This window comes from Nonomuraea sp. NPDC004186 (genome assembly GCF_053603495.1).
In genome coordinates, this window is sequence record NZ_JBSGFQ010000165.1 from 1 (window position 1) to 19,844 (window position 19,844).

14 protein-coding genes and 1 pseudogene are annotated in these 19,844 nt (G+C 61.5%); 4 read left to right on the forward strand and 11 right to left on the reverse strand.

Annotated features, from left to right (window positions below):
- Positions 1–91: 91 nt before the first annotated feature.
- From ACWEPL_RS59430 to ACWEPL_RS59445, 4 genes are all read right to left on the reverse strand, one after another.
- Positions 92–733: a hypothetical protein gene (locus ACWEPL_RS59430; RefSeq protein WP_452441924.1), complete on the reverse strand. Its 642-nt coding sequence runs from the start codon at positions 731–733 to the stop codon at positions 92–94.
- Positions 734–932: 199 nt separating this feature from the next.
- The gene (locus ACWEPL_RS59435; RefSeq protein ID WP_452441925.1) at positions 933–1,835 is read right to left on the reverse strand and encodes a phospholipase D family protein; all 903 of its coding nucleotides are present in this window, start codon (positions 1,833–1,835) and stop codon (positions 933–935) included.
- Complete coding sequence (locus tag ACWEPL_RS59440) at positions 1,832–3,706, reverse strand: ATP-binding protein (RefSeq protein ID WP_452441926.1); 1,875 nt, start codon at positions 3,704–3,706, stop codon at positions 1,832–1,834. Before ACWEPL_RS59440 ends, ACWEPL_RS59435 begins: the two co-directional genes overlap by 4 nt.
- Positions 3,703–5,307: a DEAD/DEAH box helicase gene (locus ACWEPL_RS59445; protein ID WP_452441927.1), complete on the reverse strand. Its 1,605-nt coding sequence runs from the start codon at positions 5,305–5,307 to the stop codon at positions 3,703–3,705. Before ACWEPL_RS59445 ends, ACWEPL_RS59440 begins: the two co-directional genes overlap by 4 nt.
- 501 nt (positions 5,308–5,808) lie before the next feature.
- Between ACWEPL_RS59445 and ACWEPL_RS59450 the strand changes: the two genes are divergently transcribed.
- From ACWEPL_RS59450 to ACWEPL_RS59465, 4 genes are read left to right on the forward strand one after another with little or no spacing between them, the layout of a single operon-like run.
- Positions 5,809–6,960 carry a cysteine desulfurase family protein gene (locus ACWEPL_RS59450; protein WP_452441928.1) on the forward strand — a complete coding sequence of 384 codons (1,152 nt, stop codon included), beginning with the start codon at positions 5,809–5,811 and terminating at the stop codon, positions 6,958–6,960.
- Positions 6,961–7,018: 58 nt separating this feature from the next.
- A complete protein-coding gene (locus ACWEPL_RS59455; protein WP_452441929.1) occupies positions 7,019–8,110 on the forward strand; it encodes a DUF4007 family protein in 1,092 nt (363 codons plus the stop codon).
- Positions 8,107–11,688 (forward strand): ATP-binding protein, encoded by a 3,582-nt coding sequence (locus tag ACWEPL_RS59460; protein ID WP_452441930.1) that lies wholly within the window; start codon positions 8,107–8,109, stop codon positions 11,686–11,688. The genes ACWEPL_RS59455 and ACWEPL_RS59460 overlap by 4 nt, the downstream gene beginning before the upstream one ends.
- A complete protein-coding gene (locus tag ACWEPL_RS59465; RefSeq protein ID WP_452441931.1) occupies positions 11,685–12,518 on the forward strand; it encodes a phosphoadenosine phosphosulfate reductase domain-containing protein in 834 nt (277 codons plus the stop codon). Before ACWEPL_RS59460 ends, ACWEPL_RS59465 begins: the two co-directional genes overlap by 4 nt.
- 206 nt (positions 12,519–12,724) lie before the next feature.
- Here the strand turns inward: ACWEPL_RS59465 and ACWEPL_RS59470 are convergent, their stop codons facing one another.
- The 7 genes and pseudogenes from ACWEPL_RS59470 to ACWEPL_RS59500 form a co-directional block, all read right to left on the reverse strand.
- Positions 12,725–14,158: a DNA phosphorothioation-associated putative methyltransferase gene (locus ACWEPL_RS59470; RefSeq protein ID WP_452441932.1), complete on the reverse strand. Its 1,434-nt coding sequence runs from the start codon at positions 14,156–14,158 to the stop codon at positions 12,725–12,727.
- Between the two features lie 235 nt (positions 14,159–14,393).
- Positions 14,394–15,653: a tetratricopeptide repeat protein gene (locus ACWEPL_RS59475; protein ID WP_452441936.1), complete on the reverse strand. Its 1,260-nt coding sequence runs from the start codon at positions 15,651–15,653 to the stop codon at positions 14,394–14,396.
- Between the two features lie 228 nt (positions 15,654–15,881).
- Positions 15,882–16,793 (reverse strand): annotated as a pseudogene (locus ACWEPL_RS59480) (NB-ARC domain-containing protein); the annotation flags it as partial.
- 136 nt (positions 16,794–16,929) lie between these two features.
- Complete coding sequence (locus tag ACWEPL_RS59485) at positions 16,930–17,283, reverse strand: hypothetical protein (protein ID WP_452441933.1); 354 nt, start codon at positions 17,281–17,283, stop codon at positions 16,930–16,932.
- 187 nt (positions 17,284–17,470) lie between these two features.
- Positions 17,471–17,794: an EamA family transporter gene (locus ACWEPL_RS59490; protein ID WP_452441937.1), complete on the reverse strand. Its 324-nt coding sequence runs from the start codon at positions 17,792–17,794 to the stop codon at positions 17,471–17,473.
- A complete protein-coding gene (locus tag ACWEPL_RS59495; RefSeq protein WP_452441938.1) occupies positions 17,776–18,132 on the reverse strand; it encodes a hypothetical protein in 357 nt (118 codons plus the stop codon). The genes ACWEPL_RS59490 and ACWEPL_RS59495 overlap by 19 nt, the downstream gene beginning before the upstream one ends.
- Before the next feature lie 248 nt (positions 18,133–18,380).
- The coding region (locus tag ACWEPL_RS59500; RefSeq protein ID WP_452441934.1) for a tetratricopeptide repeat protein at positions 18,381–19,844 on the reverse strand (1,464 nt) is incomplete at its 5' end.

Below are 19,844 nucleotides of genomic sequence, written 5' to 3' on the forward strand. Positions count from 1 at the left end.
CCGCGACGACATCCACGAAGCTTTCATGACCCTCGCCGCAACCATCATTTGCTGGCGCCGCCTCACCCGCTGATCATTCTGTTAGGACTTCTTAGGGCTGAGGCTTGATTACGACTGAGTAGCCTTGGGCCAGTACGGATGCCAGGAATTTAACGGCGGCGTCCTGGTCGGCGATAGTAAATGTTTGTTCTGCGGGCAGCAACTCTTGTGGCGGGCTCACGACGGTGGGTTTGCGGGACCTGCGGCCGCGAGGCTTCTGTAGGGGGCGCTGCCCCGCACGAAGCATGGCGATCTCGGCGGTGACGACGGGTCGCTGCCGGTGCTGTGCGTCCGCAAGGATCGTTTCCAAGCGCCAGATCGGAGAACCGGAGAGGACGAGGTCTGCCTCGGCGATACGTTGCCGGTTACGCCACCGAGAGACTGACTGGGCATCTCGACCGAGGACACGGCCTACCTCCTGTATGCCGAGGATGACAGGCTGTTGTTCCCCCTCCTGTGGGACATAGCCGTGGGGGACGGTGTCCTTATAGGCCTTGAGCTGCTTCTCGTCGACCCGGCGGTCTCCGGTACCGCTGATGCGTAACACCGTCTCTAGAAGCCAGTACGGGTTGCCGGAAGCGATCAAGTCGGGCTCGGGAAGTGTGCCTTCTGTGCGCCACTTCTGTGACGTCTGGCGCTCGACTCGGAAGAGGAAGGCGATCTCAGTGTGCCCGAGCAGGTATGGGACCCGCATTTGAGCCATGAGAACCTTCCCAATACCTGAGCTCCTGCCATAAGACCGCTAGGGCGGACGGTGCACCGCACCTGGCCATCCGTACAGATCCTAGGCGGAGCAGTGGGCAAGCTGGGTAGCCGACAGCGGGTTGACTTCGATCAGGTTTCGAGCAGCGGCCGAACTCAGTACCGATGCCGGCGTTCCTTCGCGCGGGAGGTTACGCTAGCTCCCGTCCATGCCTGATTTCCCACGTTCCGACATCGGTGTAGAAGCGGCCGAAGTGCCGAAGCCACGCTGCGATGGTCTCCGTGGTTCTCCTGGCTTGCTCCTGGGTCAAGCCTGTCTGTTCCTGCAGCGCATGCTGCAGCTCTACGTTGGTTAGGCGATTACCCTCCACCAGTGTTTGGAGAGCCGGAATCTCTCGCAGGCGACTTTCGACCCAGCCTGAAAACTGGGCTTCGGTTAAGCCTGCCGGCACGCCTAGAAACGCGAGGTCCCGTAGGATGGCCGCTTCCACGGATCGCCCGAATTGAGCCCTCCCGCAGTAGTAAAGGTAAACGGCCTCCGGACGTCGTGTAACTGGGTACCAGCCGTGCTGTGCCTCCTCTCGTAGCTGGTCGGAGGCAGTAGGGCGGCGTCCCTTCAGCAGCTCCGCTTGTCTTCTTACCAGGGCGGCCATGTGGGGCGTCGCCTCGACCGCGCATTCATGGATCTTGGTGAGTACCCGACCGACTTCCGGATGCACCGCCGGCACCTCGACAAGGATCTCAATATTTGGATTCGTGGCCCACCCGGTGGCCTTCGCTGTCAGGTTGGCCGATCCGATCAGACAGCGCTCGCCTGTGAGGTAGAGCTTGGCGTGCAGGCTCGGACACAGAGCGATGCGCAGCCGCTTGTCGTCCTCTGCGAGCTCAATGATCTCGGGGTCCGATACCCCTGCCGCCACCTCCTCGGGGACCCACCGCGTGATGCACTCGACGCTCTCGACAGAGGAAGGGACGGCGGAGAGTACAGCTGCCAGAACCTCTCGCTTGATGAATGGCGCCACAAGGGCTACGCGTTCATGGGCGCCCGTCATCATGTCTTCGATCTGCCGCCAGATGTGGGCGGGTTGGGTCACGCGTCGCTGGCCTTTCCGTCCATGAAGTCGCGGGCGTACCGTCCCCACTCGCGACGGGCGTCCGCGATGCGTTCGCGGTCGCGGTCGGGGTAGGTTTCGTCTTCCATACGCGCCCAGGAGAAGAGCAGCAACTTGAAGGTCTCCGCGACACTGTTGAGCCGGTCGCGCAGGTCGTTCACGTCCGCGTCTTCCGGGACGTCTTCAAGGACGGTCATCAGCTGAGCGTGTAGGGGGTGCTTTTCGTTGAAGATCACCTGCAGCATACCGGCCATGAGGTCGATGCTGAAGAAGGCGGAGGTGTCCTGGAAGCTCGAGATCCACCGCGCGCGAAGGTCCTTCTCTAGGGCCTCATCGACCATGGACTGTGCAGTGTCCTCATCAAGGTGATGCCGCCGGGTGAGGGCCTCTACCTGTTCTTGCCGCTTGGTCTCGGCGGTCGCCCCTTCCTCTAGCTCGTCCGTCTTGCCGGTGTAGCCCTCCTCGCTTCGGCGCTTGACGGCGTCGGTAGCCCTGGAAACGACGTCATCGTCGTGCCGCTTCTTGCTTTCGCGTGTCCCAACTGTCTGCTGCTTCAGCTGCCGCCGAATGGCCGGCAGGAGCTTTTCCTCCAGATAGAGCACAAGATCGATGAGGGGTAGACGTGAATCGCTGAACTCGGCAAGACGCTCCTTGAACTCCTTGAAGGACTCACCAGCCTCGGCGTGGGCCCTCCAGTCGAAATGAGCCAGGGAGGAAAAGACAGTGGCGCTCTGCTTGTTGTTCGTCACACCGAAGATGGTGTCGAGTTCCGGCGGGAACTCCACCTCGATGCCCCACCACCGTTCCGTTGGGTTGTACCCGATGGCCCAGGTTGCGTCGAGGTCGAGTTCCCTGCCCTGGCGTACGAGCGAGATGCCGACGTTGCGCCTGGCGTGCTTGCCCCACGAAAGAGTTCCAGGATCGGCCGTGCGGCTGATGCCGTCAGGCCACGGGTGGCCTTCGACATTGGCACGGCGCGCTTCGGGACGAGCGATGGTGGCCCGGACGGTGATGTGGTGCTTCTTGCCCTCATGGACCACGGGGAAGCGCGTCACGCCGGGCTCGGATTCACTGCCCATGGAGAAAGGCATGAACATCGGCTTGTCCGAGAACGGCGCTGGGGTGGAGGTGGGCGTCATCAGGTAAAGGGGGTCGTTAGGTACGGCGTGGTACTCGCCTTCGACGACCTTGCCCTCGCGAACGGGCGCCATTCGGATGTCGACGCGTCCGTCGTGGAGGTAGTGCCGGTACACGCGGCCAATCAGCTCGGCAGTGTTTTTCAGGGTGACGGCGGCTCCCCACCACTTGACCTTGTCCAGATTGGTCCAGACGACGAGCGTGCCAGTGTCACTGAGCCCCTCGCTTAGGTCCCGCCAGTAGTCGGGCAACGGGTCGTGTGTGGGTTCGGGGACATCGTCGATGAGCCCCATTTCGATCTCTTTGAGATCGAGGTAGGTATGCATTGCGTTGCCCGCTCCGTTGGTCCAGGACCAGACGTCGAGCCGAGTGCACTGGGACATGCTGGAGTTGGGCAGGCCCATGCCGAAACGGCCGATGCGGGTGGGATTGGCGCCCTGTCCGTCACCATACTTCAGGGCGCGCCGTAGCTGCGGCGGCTCCATGCCGTGGCCGTTGTCGAGGACGGCGATGGTTTCCACGCGGTGATTGGTGCGAGCGCCGACTTTCACGGGGTTTTCGCAGGCAAAGACTTCCACGAGGGTGGCCTCGGCGTCGATGCTGTTGTCGATCAGTTCGGCGAGAGCGTAGGCGGTGTTCTTGTAGCCGCTGTCCCGCATGGCCTTGACGGTCAACGAGGGACTGACGATCCGGTAGTTGCTGCCGTCACTCGTCACGCTGTCTCCCATACGTCTTCCCAGTTGATGAATGCCTCTGCCACGTCGCCGAACCCGGGAAGCTCTGGGTTCGCGACGGTGACGATCTCGCAGGTAGCGGTACCGCCAGCCTTTGGACCCCGGATGACGCGCCCAACCATCTGGCTGTAGAGCACCAAGGACTTGGTTGGGCGGGCGATCACTGCAGCACTAGCGGCCGGGGCGTCGAAACCGGTTGTCAGGACCCCGAAGTTACAAAGAACCATGGGGCGCCAACCGGCCCCCTTGAACCGGGAGATCACCTGGCTGCGGTGTCGGGGGGAGGACTCGCCGGTCACGAACTCAGCATCGATGCCGCCCGCGGACAGGACAGCCGCGATCAGCCGGCAGTGCTCCACGGAGGCGGCGAACACAAGAATCCGGCGGTGTTGCTGGAGCAGCTCCATGATCGTCTGAACGATCTTAAGGTTCCACTGTTCGTCCCGCGCGAGCTCGGCCAGCATCACGGCTGGGATGTCGAATGACCGTGCCAGGAGCTGTTGATCCTGACTCGACAGGTGCATACCCGGCTCAGAGGCCACTGTCCTCATCAGCGGCTTGGCCAGGTATCCCTGCTCAATCAAGGCCGTCACCGGATTGGTGTAGCCCTCGATTTCCAACATGACCTTTTGCCGTGAGAAGTAATCGGAAAGTTCCTCATCCTTGGAGATATCCGCCCACGTCCGTCCTGGCGTGGCCGTCAGCCCCAGGAGGCTGGCGTCGTGGCGGATCGTCAGTTCATCAACCACCCTCTGGAAAGTTGGCGCGATGATCTGATGAGCCTCGTCGAAGACGGTCAGGGTGCTGCGTGCCGCAAGGGTGGTCAGGAACTGTGGATCCGACTTACTAGTCGAGACAGCCTTCTCTAGGCCGAGAACGACCAGCCCGTCGGCCATCTCAGTAAGCTCGGCAGGGGTGTTGCCCCATACACGAAGAACGGGGAGAGGACGGTCACCCACCTTGGCCCAGGCGCGCTCAAATTCTGAGGCGGCCTGCTCCAGCAGCTCCTGTCCGTGCGCAAGCCACACCACCACGGTCGGTTCATGCTGCCGTAGATGATCGCAGATCAGGCTCATGGCCGTTCGGGTCTTGCCAACGCCAGTGGGTAGATGGAGCACTGTTCGCCGCGAGCCGTCGTATAGCAGCTCCTTGACTCGGGCCCCTGCATGACGCTGATGTGGAAACAAGGCATACTCGGGGGCCATCTCCTGCTTGAACGTCGGCGCGAGGGAGGGCACCCGGTCAATCGTGAAGCCGAAGAACTCAAGTAGTTCGCGCCGCTCATCAGCCGTCCACTTCAGGCTCTGCAGATAGTCCAGCGGCGCCTGCCCATCGCCTAAGGAGCCAAGCCGCTGCGCCAGCTCGGCCTGCTTAGGGCTCGGAACCATTTCTATGAGAGCGGAGCGTTCGGCCCTGTCGGCGACTAAGCGCTCGGCGTCGAGAGCGATCGGAGCGACGGCCCGCAGCCGATCGTCTGGCGCTGTGCCACCCTCGATCAGATCGAGCAGGGCACACAGCTGCTCGCCGAGATGTGCCCGGATGTATGACAGGGGCGCACCAGCGAGGAGCGCCTTAAAGGACATCCCGGGTGACCAAGTTGTCACAGACTCACCTGCCCAGCGCGTGAGTGACAACAACCCGACCGCATGCGGTCTGCGTAGTGGTCATGCACATCCACCCCCAGCTTGAGCATGCCAAGAGCTGCCCCAACCCGTAGGCACTGCAACATCGCAGTGTGCGCACCACCCTAATCAGGGGCACCGACAACAGGAGCATCATTAGGGGAAAACCCCAGCCGAGGGCGGGATTTGTCGCTCTCTAACGAGCAACCCCGGCCCCTTAGGCAGATCTTGCTGTACGGGGCTGCGCGCACAACCTTGAGATGTAGAACGTGCGTTCCAGTAAGCGACCTGTGACACCATGCAACTGACGTGATTCGGGTGGCGGATCTTGCTCGCATGGCTAGGATCAACTTGCTACTGGTGGAAATCTGGATGCGCGGCTAGCTTTCCTCCAGGAGTACATTGATCTGCGACACGAGTGAGACGGGGTGGCGCATGATGAACAGGCCCAATGGGTCGGAGATGTCCTACCTTGACTACAATGCCACCGCGCCGATCCGACCTGAGGCCGCCGCGGCCGTTGTTGAAGCCATGCGGTCGGTCGGAAATGCCTCAAGCATGCACCAACCGGGGCGACAGGCCGCGCATCGGGTGGATGTTGCTCGTCGACAGCTAGCCGATCTGCTTAACTGCTCGCCGGGCGAAATCATCTTCACGTCCGGGGCTACCGAGGCGAACAACCTGGCCCTGCGCTCTGCCTACATGCCTGGAAAAGCGCTGGTAACGAGCCCGGTTGAGCACCCTGCGGTTTTGGAGACGGCCCGGATGGTAACCGCCGAGCGACCAGAGGATCTTGTGCTGCTGCCGGTCGGCTCCGACGGCCTGGTGGATCTCAACGCTTTGGAGCAGGTCTTCAAGACGCGAAGCGGGGGGGTTGTCTCCCTGATGGGAGCAAACAACGAGACCGGCGTCCTGACTGACCTTCGAGTCGTGGCCAAATTGACCCGTGAGGCCGGCGCCCTCGTCCATACGGACGCGACTCAACTCATCGGCCGCTTGCCGGTAGACGTTGTTGAACTCGACGTCGACCTACTGTCGCTGTCGGCCCACAAGTTCGGTGGCCCGCAGGGTGTGGGAGCGTTGTATGTGAGGCGCGGGACGCCTCTACCACACCGGCCGCTTCTCGTGGGTGGCGGGCAAGAGCGTGGCTGGCGCGCGGGTACCTTGAACGTTGCGGGGATTATCGGCCTGGGCGCTGGTGCCGACGCTGCGCGACGCAACCTTGTAGAGGAAGCCGAGCGTGTTGCCGCACTACGCGACCGCCTCGAACATTTGCTGACCTGCGCTCTGCCTGAATGTCGCATCAATGGTCGGCGGGATCAGCGACTCCCCGGTGTGACGAGCATCACGTTCCCGGGGGTGCCGGCAGATGCCTTGCTGGCGGCTATGCCGGACGTCGCTGCTTCGGAGGGCAGCGCGTGTGCTTCCGGTGCCCCGACGCCGAGTCACGTGCTCCTGGCGATGGGACTGGCCCGGGAGGATGCAGACAGCACGATCCGCTTCTCGCTGGGTTACGCCACCAAGGACGTCGAGATTGAGCATGCGGCGCGAGCTGTCGTACGGGCTGTGACTCAAGTTCGTGCCGCGCTGGTCGAAGCTGATAGTCCTCGCTGACTGTTACCCGGTTTAACACCTCGTTAGAGCAATCGCATAGGACACGGAGAGGTTCTGGATGTCAGACAGCCGGCTTGGGGAAGCCGCCCACTTTTCCTTCGCGCGACATGAGACCTTCGCGCCCCGCTTCGGCTGGCTGCACAAGGCGTATACGCAGGTCAAAAACGACCCGAGCGCGTTCCTAGCGGATGACGCCCCGGTGCTGTTCGGTGTGGGCAAGAACATGGTCAACGCCATGCGCTACTGGTCCCGGGCCTTCAAACTGACCCGTGAGCACCACCCGACGAGCGGGGCGCGCTCCAAGCACTCCTACCCCACGTGGGAGGCCCGTTGGCTGCTCGACGATGACGGCGCCGACCCATATCTGGAAGAGAATGGCAGCCTGTGGCTGCTGCACTGGTGGCTAGTCTCTTCCCGTCCAGGGGCCAAATGCTGGGCGCCGACCTGGTATACAGCTTTCCACCTGGCGCCGTTCTCCCGGTTCACAGTGGCGGACATGACGCAGGTCGTCACCCGGCATGTGAACTTCTCCTACAAGGAGGGCCCGGTCGAAGCCTCCATCGTTCGTGATGTCGACTGCTTGACCAAGATGTACGCGCGCAGCGTTCCGGAGAAGGCTGGCTCCCCGGGCAGTTACGAGGACCTGCTCGCTTGCCCCTTCCGCGACCTTGACCTGCTTACCTTCGTCGGCACGCGTGGCAAGCCGGAGTGGCAGTTTACTAGCGGGCACCGCACCACGCTGCCCGCCCGGGTCCTGGCCTATGCCTGCCTCGACTACGCCGCCAAGTTTTCCCGTCAGGCCAACTCGATCTCTGTTGCCCGCCTGGCCAACGAGCCAGGTTCCCCGGGGCGCGCCTTCCGCGTTAGGGAGAACGAGATCGTCATGGCGTTGCAGAAGGTCGCTGCGGACCACCCGCAACTCAACCTAACCGAGGCCGTGGGGCAGCGCAGTCTCGCGTTCACGGGCGATCCCTTCGCTCTGGCTTGGAAGGTTCTCGACGAGCAGTACAACTTCGTCACCCACCGCCCCGGTTTCCCCACCCGCGAAGAATGGGCTGCCAAGTTTCCCAAGCTTGCCGAGGCCGAGCAAAAGGAACTCACCACCAACACCTTCGACATCGCCGAGCCGCTCTTTGAGGAGACCGCGTGACCACCGCAACCCCCACGCGGCCCCACAGCTCCGCCGCCTTCGCCCCAGAGTTCCCCGCCAGGATCGAGCTCGTCGGATCCCAGATGCGCTCGACGAACCTCGAGCGGGACGTTACTGACGCCCTGCACGACCCTTACGTCGGCGCCCGGGCGGTCGACGTCCTGGAACGCCTCGCCAGCGCGCTTGCCGACCCACGTCGGACCCGCGCCTGGTCGTTCACTGGCCCATACGGATCCGGCAAGTCCACCCTTTCCAACTTTATTGACGCATTGCTTGGGCGGGACGCCAAGCGGCGCAGCGAAGCCGAGCGCATCCTCGACGAGGCTAGCCCCGCCCTTGCCCAGCGCCTGGTCGCAGCACGCGACGCTATCGCCCCCGACGGGTTCCTCGGCGGCGTAGCCACCGCACGCCGCGAGTCTCTGGTCGCCACGCTCGCCCGCGCGCTGCACACCGCGGCGGAGCGACGTTGGGGCAAGCGCATCTCGAAGGCCATCGCCACGGCCCTTGCGGCATGCGCTGATCCGGAGACTGTCAGTGCCAAGGACATCCTTGACGCCATTGCCGCACTGACGGCGGATGGGCAGCAGCCCCTGCTCCTCGTCATCGACGAGTTCGGCAAGACGCTGGAACACCTTGCTGGCCACAACGAGTTTGCCGATACCCAGCACGACCTGTTCCTCCTGCAGGAACTTGCCGAGAGGGCGGCTGGCCCTAATGGGTTGCCTGTCTACCTGATGACCCTGCAGCACTTGTCGTTCATGGACTACGCCTCACGGTCCAGCGAACTCAAAACCCGCGAATGGGCCAAGATTCAAGGGCGCTTCGAGGACATCACCTTTGTCCCTCATTACGGCGACTCCCTGCACCTGCTGCGCCGCTACCTCGATCACTCGGCGGTAAGCCCCGCAGGACAGGCACTGATTGCCGCATCGGCCCAAGCGTCTGCGGAGATTTGGACGGACCATGGTCTCGGAGTCCTGGCTGAACTCGGACCCGAACACTTCGCAGACCTCTATCCGTTGCACCCGATCACGGCCCTCGCCGCACCGATCCTTGCTGCCCAAATTGGCCAGCACGACCGCAGCATCTCAGGCTTCCTCAACAGCGGCGAGCCCAATACCGTCCGCTACTCACTGGCCCGGCACAGCAGCGAGAAGGCCGACCGTGCCAGTACAGTACGACTGCCGCAGCTGTATGACTACTTCCTCAACTCTGGGCGCACCACCCTGCTGGTTTCCGCCAACGCGAGCCGGTGGATCGAGGTCGACTCGCGTATTCGGGACGCCAACGGCCTCCCGGACGCTGATCAGGATGTTCTGAAGGTCATCGGTGTCCTGAACCTGATCGACTCTGATGGGGTCCTCAGCGCGACTGCGCCGATGATCCACTTTGCTCTTCACGACCCCACTGAGGTCGCTGACCCCGACGCCTTCACGGCGCTCGAAGAGCGGCTCGCCGACCTTGTCCGCCGAGGCTTCGTGGTCCATCGTGAGTTCAGTGGCGAGTACCGAGTCTGGCAAGGAACCGATGTCGACATTGACGGTCGGCTCAAGGAAATTATTAGCCACTTCGATGACGCCTCGGTCATCGATCGTCTCGGCAGTCTCGTCCCGCCAGCATTCGTGGCTGGTCGCCATAGCCAGGTCACTGGCATGATGCGCGTGTTCTTCACCGCGGTCAGCGGTCCGGAGACCAAGACAGTTGCTGCCCCAGACAAATTGAAGGAGCCGGCCGACGGTCTCGTCGTCTTCCATCTCGGCACGGACGCCAGCCGGCCGAATGTCGACTCGCCCCTGCCAGTGCTTGTCGGCACTACGCCAGACCCCGACGTGGTGCTCACGACGGCAACCTACCTGGTCGCCCTGAAGGAACTAATCAATGACCAGGGCCTCGACCACGTGGCCCGGCGGGAAGTCACCGAGCGTATTGTGCAGGCTGAAGCGGAACTGCGGGAACTGATGCAGAACGCCTTCTACCCGCCGTCCTCAGAGGCGTCGTGGGGCCTGTGGCATAGCGGCATCGCTCCCGGCGAAGAACCAGCTGCCTCCAACCTGACGGCCCGAAGTCTCAGCGGACTGGTCTCTCTAGCCTGCGAGTCGGTGTATCCGCACACACCCCATATTCGCAACGAGATGCTCGGCCGCCACGTCTTGACTAGCCAGGCCGCCCAGGCCCGTGGCGTACTGCTATCGGCTATGTTCTCCGCCTCAGGGCAGAAAAACCTCGGCTTCACGGACGGCTATTACAGGCCCGAGCGCGCCCTGTACAGCGGCGTGCTGGCTTACCTTGGTCTACACCGCGAGAACGGCGTGGCCCGGGCCGAGAGCCAGCAGGAAAGTTTGCTCCCGTACGGCTTCTCCCCGCCTGGTGAAGGCCACGAGCATGCCCAGCCCGCCTGGAACGCGTTGAACGAGGTGCTTACCAGCGCCACCGAGCGTCTAAGCACCGAGGAGATCATTCGGACCCTGATGAGCCCGCCCTTCGGCCTCAAGGCCGGAGTCGTTCCGGTGTTCCTCGTGCCAGCCCTTGTCATCCGCCGACACGACGTCGCCCTGTTCGAGGATGGCACCTACCTGCCCCGGCTGACCATCGACGTGGTCGAACGCCTCATCAAGGGCCCGGGACGCTTCGCGGTGAAGTACACGCCAGCCGGAGACGGCCAGCGCGGCAGCATTATTAAGAAGCTGTTGGTCTCCCTCGGTGTGGAAGCACCACGCTCCAAGGCTCTGCGTAACCCCGACCTGCTCGCGGTCGCCAGTGCCCTGATCATGCGGGTGGCCGACCTCAACAAGTACGCCCGCACTACCAAGAACGTTTCCGCCGATGCTCATGCCGTGCGCTCGACCATTGCGAGAGCGGTTGACCCCGACGAATTGATCTTCCATGCACTGCCCAAGGCTCTCGGTCTCCCTGAGGTCCCGGCAAACACGCGCGCCAACACGGAGACGGCGAACACTTACGTTGAACGCCTCACTGCGGCTGCGGACGAACTCGTCGCGATCGACGATCGGCTGCGCACGGAGGTCGTCCGAGTACTGGCCAAGGAGTTCCGCCTGCCAGCCGAACTGTCCCAGCTGCGTATCCAGCTCGCGGCTCGTCTGCAAGGCTTCGCAGACGCCGTGCTGGCACCGGAACTGCGGGGATTTGTCGACTTTGCTCTTAGTGGCAGCCTCGAAGACGATGATTGGCTTGAGCCCATCGTCGTGCGTCTGACCAACTCCGCCCTCGGAGACTGGGACGACCACGAAGCCAGGGTATTCCCGCAGAAAGCACGGGCGATGGCTGCAGCCCTCGACCGCGTCGGGCACCTGCACCATGCCGGACGTGAGATCCATGGCCGGGAAGAGAAGCTCGACGCACAGCTGTTGACCTTGACCGACAGCGCCGGCGTAGAGCAGCGCACTCTTATCTACGTGCCCGAGCAGGCCCGTGGCGAGGCCGACAACCTCGCCATCAACGTCCTGAAGCAGGCTGAGAAAGTGCTCGGCCCAGATGGAGCACGCATTTTGCTCGCTGCCCTCGCCCAGCGCGTGACCGATGCCGCCACAGCGGCGAGTGAAAGGAAGGCAGAGGGATGACCGAAGGAGTTGACACCAAGAAGGTCCGGCACGTGCTCGGTATCTCCGGCGGCAAGGATTCCTCCGCGCTCGCCGTCTACATGCGCGACCGAGTCCCGGAGATGGAGTACTTCTTCTGCGACACTGGTGCCGAGCTGCCTGAGACCTACGAGTACCTCAACCGGCTTGAGGCCGCCTTGGGCAAGTCGATCGTGCGGCTGAACGCCGACCGTGACTTCGACCACTGGATGGAGGTCTACCAAGGCACCTTGCCCAGCCCTCAAATGCGCTGGTGCACCAAGAATCTGAAGATCAAGCCTCTGGAAGACTGGGTTGGTGACGACGAAGTCATCTCCTACGTCGCCATTCGCGCCGACGAAAACCGCCTTGGCTACGTCAGCACCAAGCCGAACATCGAAGCCGTCTTCCCCTTCCGAGAGGATGGCATCGATAAGGACGGCGTGATGCGCATCCTCGACGAGGCCGGCATCGGTCTTCCTGACTATTACGAGTGGCGCACTCGCTCAGGCTGTTACTTCTGCTTCTTCCAGCGCAAGCACGAGTGGGTCGGCCTCAAGGAGCGTCACCCCGACCTCTTCGAAAGGGCTGTCGAATACGAGGAGAAGGTCCGATACCGCCACACAGCCATGAAGGGTCGCAACTACACCTGGTCGCAGGGCGAGTCCCTTCCGGAGCTGATAGCGCGCAAGGACGAAATCGAGGCAAAGCACCAGACGGCTTTGGAGCGCGCCGCCAAGCGCATCAAGCCCAACCGGCCCCTCTTGGAAGTGCTTAGTGATGCCCTCGACTCCGATGATGACGAGGCCGGTTGCTCCGTCTGCCACCTGTGATAGGGGCAGGCGCCTGTGCCAAATTGCTCAAGCCCGCCTCGCGGATGCTCTCCGCGGGGCAGGCTGTTGCCATCAACTGTTCGGACATCAGACACCGAACGACTGACTATTCTGGGTGGTGTCCGATAACAGCAGACCATCGCACGAATCGCAAACTCAATAGGGTCTGAACGGCTCACGTGGTTATCGATTCGGAGCCCCGCCCCCTATCCAAGACGTAGCAGTCGATGACCGCGTAGCACTCGACCGCATCGATTCAGTGCCTCGTACCAACCGTCTTCGGTGCCGATCAAGTGTGGCTGCTCATAAAGGCCCGCTTTGACCTCGGCATCAGTCAGCCGTCTGTACTTAGGCGCGTCGGGGTCATCAGCTGTGAGGAATTCGTGCTTGCGGTGAAGCAGCGGCCGGTTGGTTGAATTGGCATACGACAGGTAAGAAGACTTCAGCGTTCTTAGGTCTACGGTATAGGACGACAGCAAACGAGGATGTGGATCGGTGTCGAAGTCGGGATAGTCCAGCCAACTGACTCCCCGGCCTTGATGCCGGAGCTTGGCAACGGTCCAGTCGGCGGGGCGGCCGGCCGCGATGCTGGCGCAGTGCTCGTATAGACGGAGTATGACTGGCATACGATGGATTGCACGTCGATGGACGTACAACGCAGTTGGGGTAAATTTTCCAGCCACCGAGCCGGTCATAGCCCGCCTTACGTATCCGTCGTCACGCAGCTTGAGCAACAGCCGGTCGGCGCGCTGACAGGCTTCTGCGTAGGAGGAAAAGAAGGCGCGTACATCGAGCTGTACCGTTACCGGCAAGCTGCTAGAGGGGCCGCGACCGTGGAACAGCTCGACGGCCAGGAAGAGCAACGTATCCAGTGTCGTCCGCTTCGCTCCGGCCTCGACTTTTGTCGGATCAGCCGTTTGATTCACCAGGCGGTGCAGCTCGCTTGGGCGCAGACTGCCAAGAAGCCCTGCCATCGCAAGGGGCATTTCTTCCAGGCGAGGAATACGCCCACGCCGCTCCAGATAGTCAACGACAGCAGCGATGGCCGAGGCCGCATCCTCAGAGGAGAGCCACTCCGAGCTGGGTGTCACCCGTCGGGCCATGTAGCGTAGGCGAGCATCGTCGCTTTTGAACGCATACACGATGCCCGGTGCGGCCGACAGGCATCGCACGTTGGCGGTGTCCTGGACGTAGTCGCGGAGCTCGCCCGCCGCGAACAGATACTGAAACGTGTTGCGGCTGGTGAGGATCCCGTCGCCGTGCTCCTCACCCTTGATCTGGTTGCGCTCCCAACGAAGGCGCGCAGATACCACTAGCGCTGTCTTAGCCAGCTCCCATGCGCGCTTCAGGGTGCGTTGTCGCTCGGCGCGGTCCTCAATCACGTTCAGGACGTAGGTGAGTAGCACGATGTCCGCTGGCTCCAAGCGCCCGTCCGGGAAGTAGACCGGGTCCCACCCGGAGACATCGAGATCTAGACCTTGCAGAGCGCGTATGTCTCCGCCCCGACCACAGCCGTAGTCGAGAACAGACGTTCCTGGGACCAACTGCAAATCGATCACAGCTTGTCGAGCCGGCGCCGACATGCTCGTGCGGCCAATCGCTGTCAACTGCCTATCGCTGCGCCACCCTTGTCGTGTCATCGATGTCTCTCACTTCGTAAGACGGTTTGAAGGCGATTTGGCTGGAGCACCTCACCGCCTCATCAAGGGCTCGATCTTGCTCCATCGTCGAACCCTATGCGGTAGGTACCCCGCTGGGAGGGAAGTGCGTACCTTCCGCCTCCAACGACGTCTGGAAACAGGTGAACAGGCTCTCCCTGCCGGAGCCGATCACCACGGCTGTCTAAAGACCATCCTTGTCGAGAGCATTAACCGATTACAAACTCCTGATTCTACGCACCTCGTTATCTACTTCTGTGGCCTCATGGAAGCGATTCTCATCGGCAAGTGCGAGGCAGAGTATGTGGAGAATCGATAGGAGGCTGTCGGTATTGCCGCCTATTCGACAGAGCTCTGCAGCCTTGTAATAGTAGTCGATTGCCTCACTGGCGCGATCCGCGCAGAGAAGCATAAATCCTAGCGACTCAAGCACCGCTATCCTGCTCTCATCATCTTCTGTCGATGTAAAGCATCGAATAGCGTCCTGATACGCGGCAGCTGCTTCTGACAACTTGTCCGCGCGATCTAGGGCCCTCGCCAGGTTAAACCAGGCCTGGCCGAGAGCATGGACATCGGAGCCTTCGCTAGATATGGCTACATCTTCGCGATAAGCATTGATTGCTTCATCTAGGCGACCCAGGGCATGAAGCGCATTTCCCAGACTGCCCCATGCGGCGGCCTCCCCGTGTTTGTCGCCTATACTACGATACAAATCCAGTGCATGTCGATGCTGTATCTCCGCCTCTTGGAAACGGGCGGCCTTGAGAAGAGCGGTGCCATAGAGATTTTTGAGAGCCGCAAGATTACGGGGATCCCCGCTCTCTTGCGCCATGCTCACTGCCTCTTGATGCATGGCGAGTGCCTCTTGTAGCCCATGCATGTCTGATTCGAGCGCAGCAGCGTAGTTCCCAAGAGCCCCGGAAAGATGCTGATGATCATCGAGCTCATGGAAGAGTTCATAGGTCTGTCGGCTGGCCTCAACGGCATCGGCTATGAGCCCAGATTCACGGCAAGCCATGCCGTAGGTGTTCAGAGAAGCAGCTTCACCACGTTGGTCATTCCGACTGCGAAAGAATTCGACCGCTTCCTGGCTTACAGCGATCGCACGGCTGAAATCTCGATTATGATGATATGCCAAAGCTAGATTGTTCAGGGCCCATCCTTCACTTAGGCCAGTCTTGTGTTGGCGCATGAAATCGAGACCGGACACTGCAACCCTGATCCAGTCGTCAAAATGCCGGTAAAGGTGAAAGAACTGGCCCAGCGTAAGAGCCATTGCTGCGCTAAGTTCGTGCGGAATGAGGGCGGCTGCAACTAGATTGCTGTATTCTTCTTGCAGCCACTTTACTTCATCTGAACGATGATCTGGTGCAGTAAAGCTTTCATGGCCTAGCTCTGCTATCGCTTGCTGTGCAGTGGCGAGATAGAAGAAGAGTAGCCTTTCTTGTGCTTGATAACGCTGATCTTCGTTACTCATAGCGTTTCCACGCTCATCGGCATAGATTCGAATCAGATCATGCATTCGCCATCGTCCCCAAGAGTGGCCGACCTCGATAAGATGAGCTCGTGCTAGATCTTGTAGAAGAATCTCTGCCTTGGGATTCTCCGACAGATGGACGGTAGCTCTAGTGGATATATCTGGCCCGCTATTAATCGTTAGGAGGCGAAAGAGTCGAGCATGTTGAGAAGTAAGCTGCTCGTAGGACAAATCGAACGCGGCCCGTACAGCCCGCTCTTCGTGGGAGAGCCCGCTGAGCCGAGTATGTGTGGCTTCAAGAGCCTTAGCGAGAGATGCCAATGGCCGTAGAGTGGAATCGGCAAGAAGAGCTGCCGATATTTGCAGAGCGAGCGGGAGGTACCCACACAGTTCCGCTATCTGTTGCGCGGCTTCCGGCTCCTTTTCAACCCGAGAATCCTGACTTCCGTGTGATTGTTGGAGTACTCTATGTATGAGCCCTTTGGCGTCGGGAGCATCCAGGATCGACAACTCGTGGATGCGTGCGCCCAACGCGAGCGTATGTCTTGATGTTACTATTGCGCGGCCGCTCGAGGGCAACAGAGGTAGGACTTGTTCAATGCTAGAAGCGTTATCGGCGATGATTAGGACATCCCTGCCCTGGTCAGAGAAGGCGGCAAGAGCGGATCGATACAACCGTGCTCGGTCTTGGCTGTCCGCAGGTATATGCTCTCCAGATATGCCAAGTGCTTCAAGGAATGCCGCCAGAGCGCGTTCTGGGGATATACGCCTGCGGTTGTCGTAGCCGAATAGGTCTATGAACAGGACTCCCCCACAAAACCAGCCCTTATCTTTTATCGCGCGCTGCGCTGCTTGCAAAACGAGCTCAGTCTTTCCTATCCCAGGCATTCCTGTAACGAGCGAAACGCCTGTGCCGTGATCTGGAGCAATTGACCCCAGCAGAGTGTCGAGTTCAAGTGCCCTCCCTACAAATGTGTCGGAATGGCGAGGAAGGCCGTCCAATGCTGGGGTCGTCCGAGGGGGGAGGTGGACGGATATGTCTCTTCCTTGGATTACGGCGTCGAAATATATTCCGCCATGTATCTGGTTATTTATGCTGTTTTCATCGCTAGGACCAGTTGTGCCGTTGTCGGCTTTCATTGCGCGCTCCGTCTTCTCCGCTTCGATGGTATGTCTACTTTGCTAGGGTTGGGTATTACCTGTCCTGCTGCGTCTTGTGGCTGTTTAGCGTTCATGTGATTAATTTGGAGGAGATGAGCGATGTGCCCATGGTGGGTTATGACTTTTCGTCCTCATAGGTTTCGTCCGTCTGTGGCGGGTTCGATGATGGCAGTGGTGCTTGTTGTGAGGAGATGCCTCTATGGTTCGAGACTTCTATATCGCGGCCTTGAGTGACGGGGCCGAAAAACGAACCTCCCATTATGTTGTTATTTATACTGCCGAATTGGGTTTTTTCGGGTTCGCTGGCGGGCGTCGACTCGGTCGGTTCTGCGGTATTGATTCGCTTATTGCGCTCCGTGACAGTTCCATAGATCGCTAAAGCCAATCCAGCCATACCAACGAACACCCCAACCACGCTGGCCGTTTTGTCGGCTTCGTCCAGTTCGATTTGGTAGAAGTAGATAGCCATGCCGACAGCGGTGGTTATAACGAGGGTTATGCCTATCCACTTCAAGACGCGTCCCGTCACTGGGGGCTCCTCTCTGAGAGCTTGGGGGTACTCGGGGGGCAGGATGGCTACTGTAACAATCGGACGATCACATGGCTGACATACTCGTACTTTGTTGGCGGCCCGCAGTCCTCGACGGAGTGTCGCCTCAAACGTTGATCGCGAGTAAGAGCCGAGACGTGAAGTTTACAGAACCGAGGGCTTCTGGCTTCTCGCAGCCAGTACGGCGCCGCTGCCAACTGTTGCTAGGCCGGACACGGTGGAGAGGGGTTAGCTGTTCCTGCAGGAGGACAACGTCAAGAACCACGGCGAAGGCCGGAGACAGGTAGAAGGCGAGTGCTGCGTGGGCGGGTCTTGAGCGATTGATCAAGGTGTAGAACAGGACGAGAGTGCCGCCGGTGCACACCACGCCGAGCACCAGCAGAGCGCCCAGAGCTGACGAACTTGGCGCGCTTACGAGGAGTGAGAACAGGCGCCAGGGAGTAGGAAATGCACGGTGGTCACCAGCATCGCTGCTGCGGCCACACCGAGGGGTTCGGCGTCGGCCAGGTGGCGTCGGATCATCAAGGCTCCGGCTGCGTAGCACACTGCGGCCGCGAGAACGAGCAGGCCGCCCAGCAGGGCTTGATATCCGCCGCGTAGATCGATCCCGAACAGGATGACGTGCCCGAGCAGGCCGAGGGAGGAGCCCCAGGGCGCCTTGTCAGCCTCGCGGCCTTTCCTGGGTAGGAATAGCATCGGGTTAACCCGTCCGGCGTTGATGTTCTCGAACGCTTCCGCGTGGGTTTGCTGCGCGATGACCCAGGGCACTCGCCCCGAACGCTGCGCGTCAGCGGGCTGACCTACACGGTGCTGGTGCCACGGTGTTCCGCCCGTGAGCGTGCGCTGGGCTCTGGCCTTGGTCCGGTGAGAACTATCACCCGCAGCCGTAGATGCAGCTCGCTGCCTCCAACGTCGCCGAGGGCCAGCACGACGAGGCCCGTGCCGCCATGTACGCGAAGGAACGGCGTCAGCAGCGGGCGCGGGTCGCCCTAGGTCGGAGCAGTAGCGCCGCATATCTAAGCAGGGCCCGATGCAATGTCCCCTTCCAAAGCCTCCCTCGAGTTCGGGTCAACGGTCGCCACTACTTGAGGGCAAGTCTCCTGGGCATCCTCCATGTTCTCCTGCTCTTGGAACAGGAGGTTCAGGTGGTACGCGGCCGCGGGGGCGTAATCCGGGTGGCCGGAGTCGATGGCGCGCTGGAAGGCGGCGCGTGCGCCATCTGTGTCGCCCTGTTCTTGGAGTAGAAGGCCCAAGCCCAATGCTGCTGTGGGGGCGTGATCCGGGTGACCAGATTCGATGACATGCCGAAAAGCGGCGTGTGCGGCGTCCATGTCGTCCAGATGTGCGAGCAAAAGGCCCAGGTGAAATGCTGCTTTGGGCGCTTGCTCCGGGTGGTTAGAGTCGATGGCGTGCTGGAAGGCGGCGCGTGCGCCGTCTGTGTCGCCCTGTTCCGTGAGCAGGACGCCCAGGCTGAACGCCGCTATGGGGCTTTCTTCGGGTCGGTCGGAGTCGATGGCGTGCTGAAAGGCGGCCTGTGCGCCAGCGGGGTCGCCCTGTTCCATGAGCAGGACGCCCAGGCTGAATGCTGCTGCGGGTGTGTGGTCGGGGTGGCCGGAGTCGATGGCGAGTTGGAAGGCGGCCTGTGCGCCAGCTGGGTCGCCTTGCTCGTCCAGCAGGAGGCCCAGGTGAACTGCTGCTTTGGGTGTGTGGTCGGGGTGGCCGGAGTCGATGGCGTGTTGGAAGGCGGTGCGTGCGCCGTCTGTGTCGTTTAGTAGCGAGAGCAGGAGACCTAGGTGGACCGCCGCAAGGGGGCTTTCTCCGGGATGACTGGAGTCGATGGCGCGCTGATAGGCGGCGCGTGCGCCGTCTGTGTCGCCCTGTTCCATGAGCAGGACGCCCAGATGGACTGCTGCTTTGGGCGCATGTTCGGGCTGGCTGGAGTCGATGACGTGCTGGAAGGCGGCCTGTGCGCCGGCTGTGTCGTTCCATTTCATGAGCAGGAGGCCCAGGGCGTAAGCCCCCATGGGACCGTGGTCGGGGTGGCCGGAGTCGATGGCGTGCTGGTAGGCGGCGCGTGCGCCGTTTGCGTCGGCTAGTTGCGAGAGCAGCAGTCCTAGGCGGATCGCTGCTTTGGGCGCATGGTCGGGGTGGCCGGAGTCGATGGCGTGTTGGTAGGTGGTGCGTGCGCCGTCTGTGTCGCCCTGCTCTTCGAGCAGGAGGCCCAGGGCGTACGCTGCCATGGGACCGTGGTCGGGGTGGCCGGAGTCGATGGCGTGGTGGTAGGCGGTGCGTGCGCCGTCTGCGTTGCCCTGTTCTTGGAGCAGGACGCCTAGGTTGAATGCGGCTTGGGGTGCGTGGTCGGGGTGGCCGGAGTCGATGGCGTGCTGGTAGGCGGTGCGTGCGCCGTCTGCGTTGCCCTGTTCTTGGAGCAGGACGCCTAGGTTGAATGCGGCTTGGGGTGCGTGGTCGGGGTGGCCGGA

Excerpts from the sequence above, each read along its gene's own strand:
- ACWEPL_RS59470 (WP_452441932.1), bottom strand. The coding sequence starts at position 14,158 with ATGACACGACAAGGGTGGCGCAGCGATAGGCAGTTGACAGCGATTGGC.
- ACWEPL_RS59465 (WP_452441931.1), top strand. The coding sequence starts at position 11,685 with ATGACCGAAGGAGTTGACACCAAGAAGGTCCGGCACGTGCTCGGTATC.
- ACWEPL_RS59455 (WP_452441929.1), top strand. The coding sequence starts at position 7,019 with ATGTCAGACAGCCGGCTTGGGGAAGCCGCCCACTTTTCCTTCGCGCGA.
- ACWEPL_RS59475 (WP_452441936.1), bottom strand. The coding sequence starts at position 15,653 with ATGAGTAACGAAGATCAGCGTTATCAAGCACAAGAAAGGCTACTCTTC.
- ACWEPL_RS59450 (WP_452441928.1), top strand. The coding sequence starts at position 5,809 with ATGTCCTACCTTGACTACAATGCCACCGCGCCGATCCGACCTGAGGCC.
- ACWEPL_RS59445 (WP_452441927.1), bottom strand. The coding sequence starts at position 5,307 with ATGTCCTTTAAGGCGCTCCTCGCTGGTGCGCCCCTGTCATACATCCGG.
- ACWEPL_RS59430 (WP_452441924.1), bottom strand. The coding sequence starts at position 733 with ATGCGGGTCCCATACCTGCTCGGGCACACTGAGATCGCCTTCCTCTTC.
- ACWEPL_RS59485 (WP_452441933.1), bottom strand. The coding sequence starts at position 17,283 with ATGGCTATCTACTTCTACCAAATCGAACTGGACGAAGCCGACAAAACG.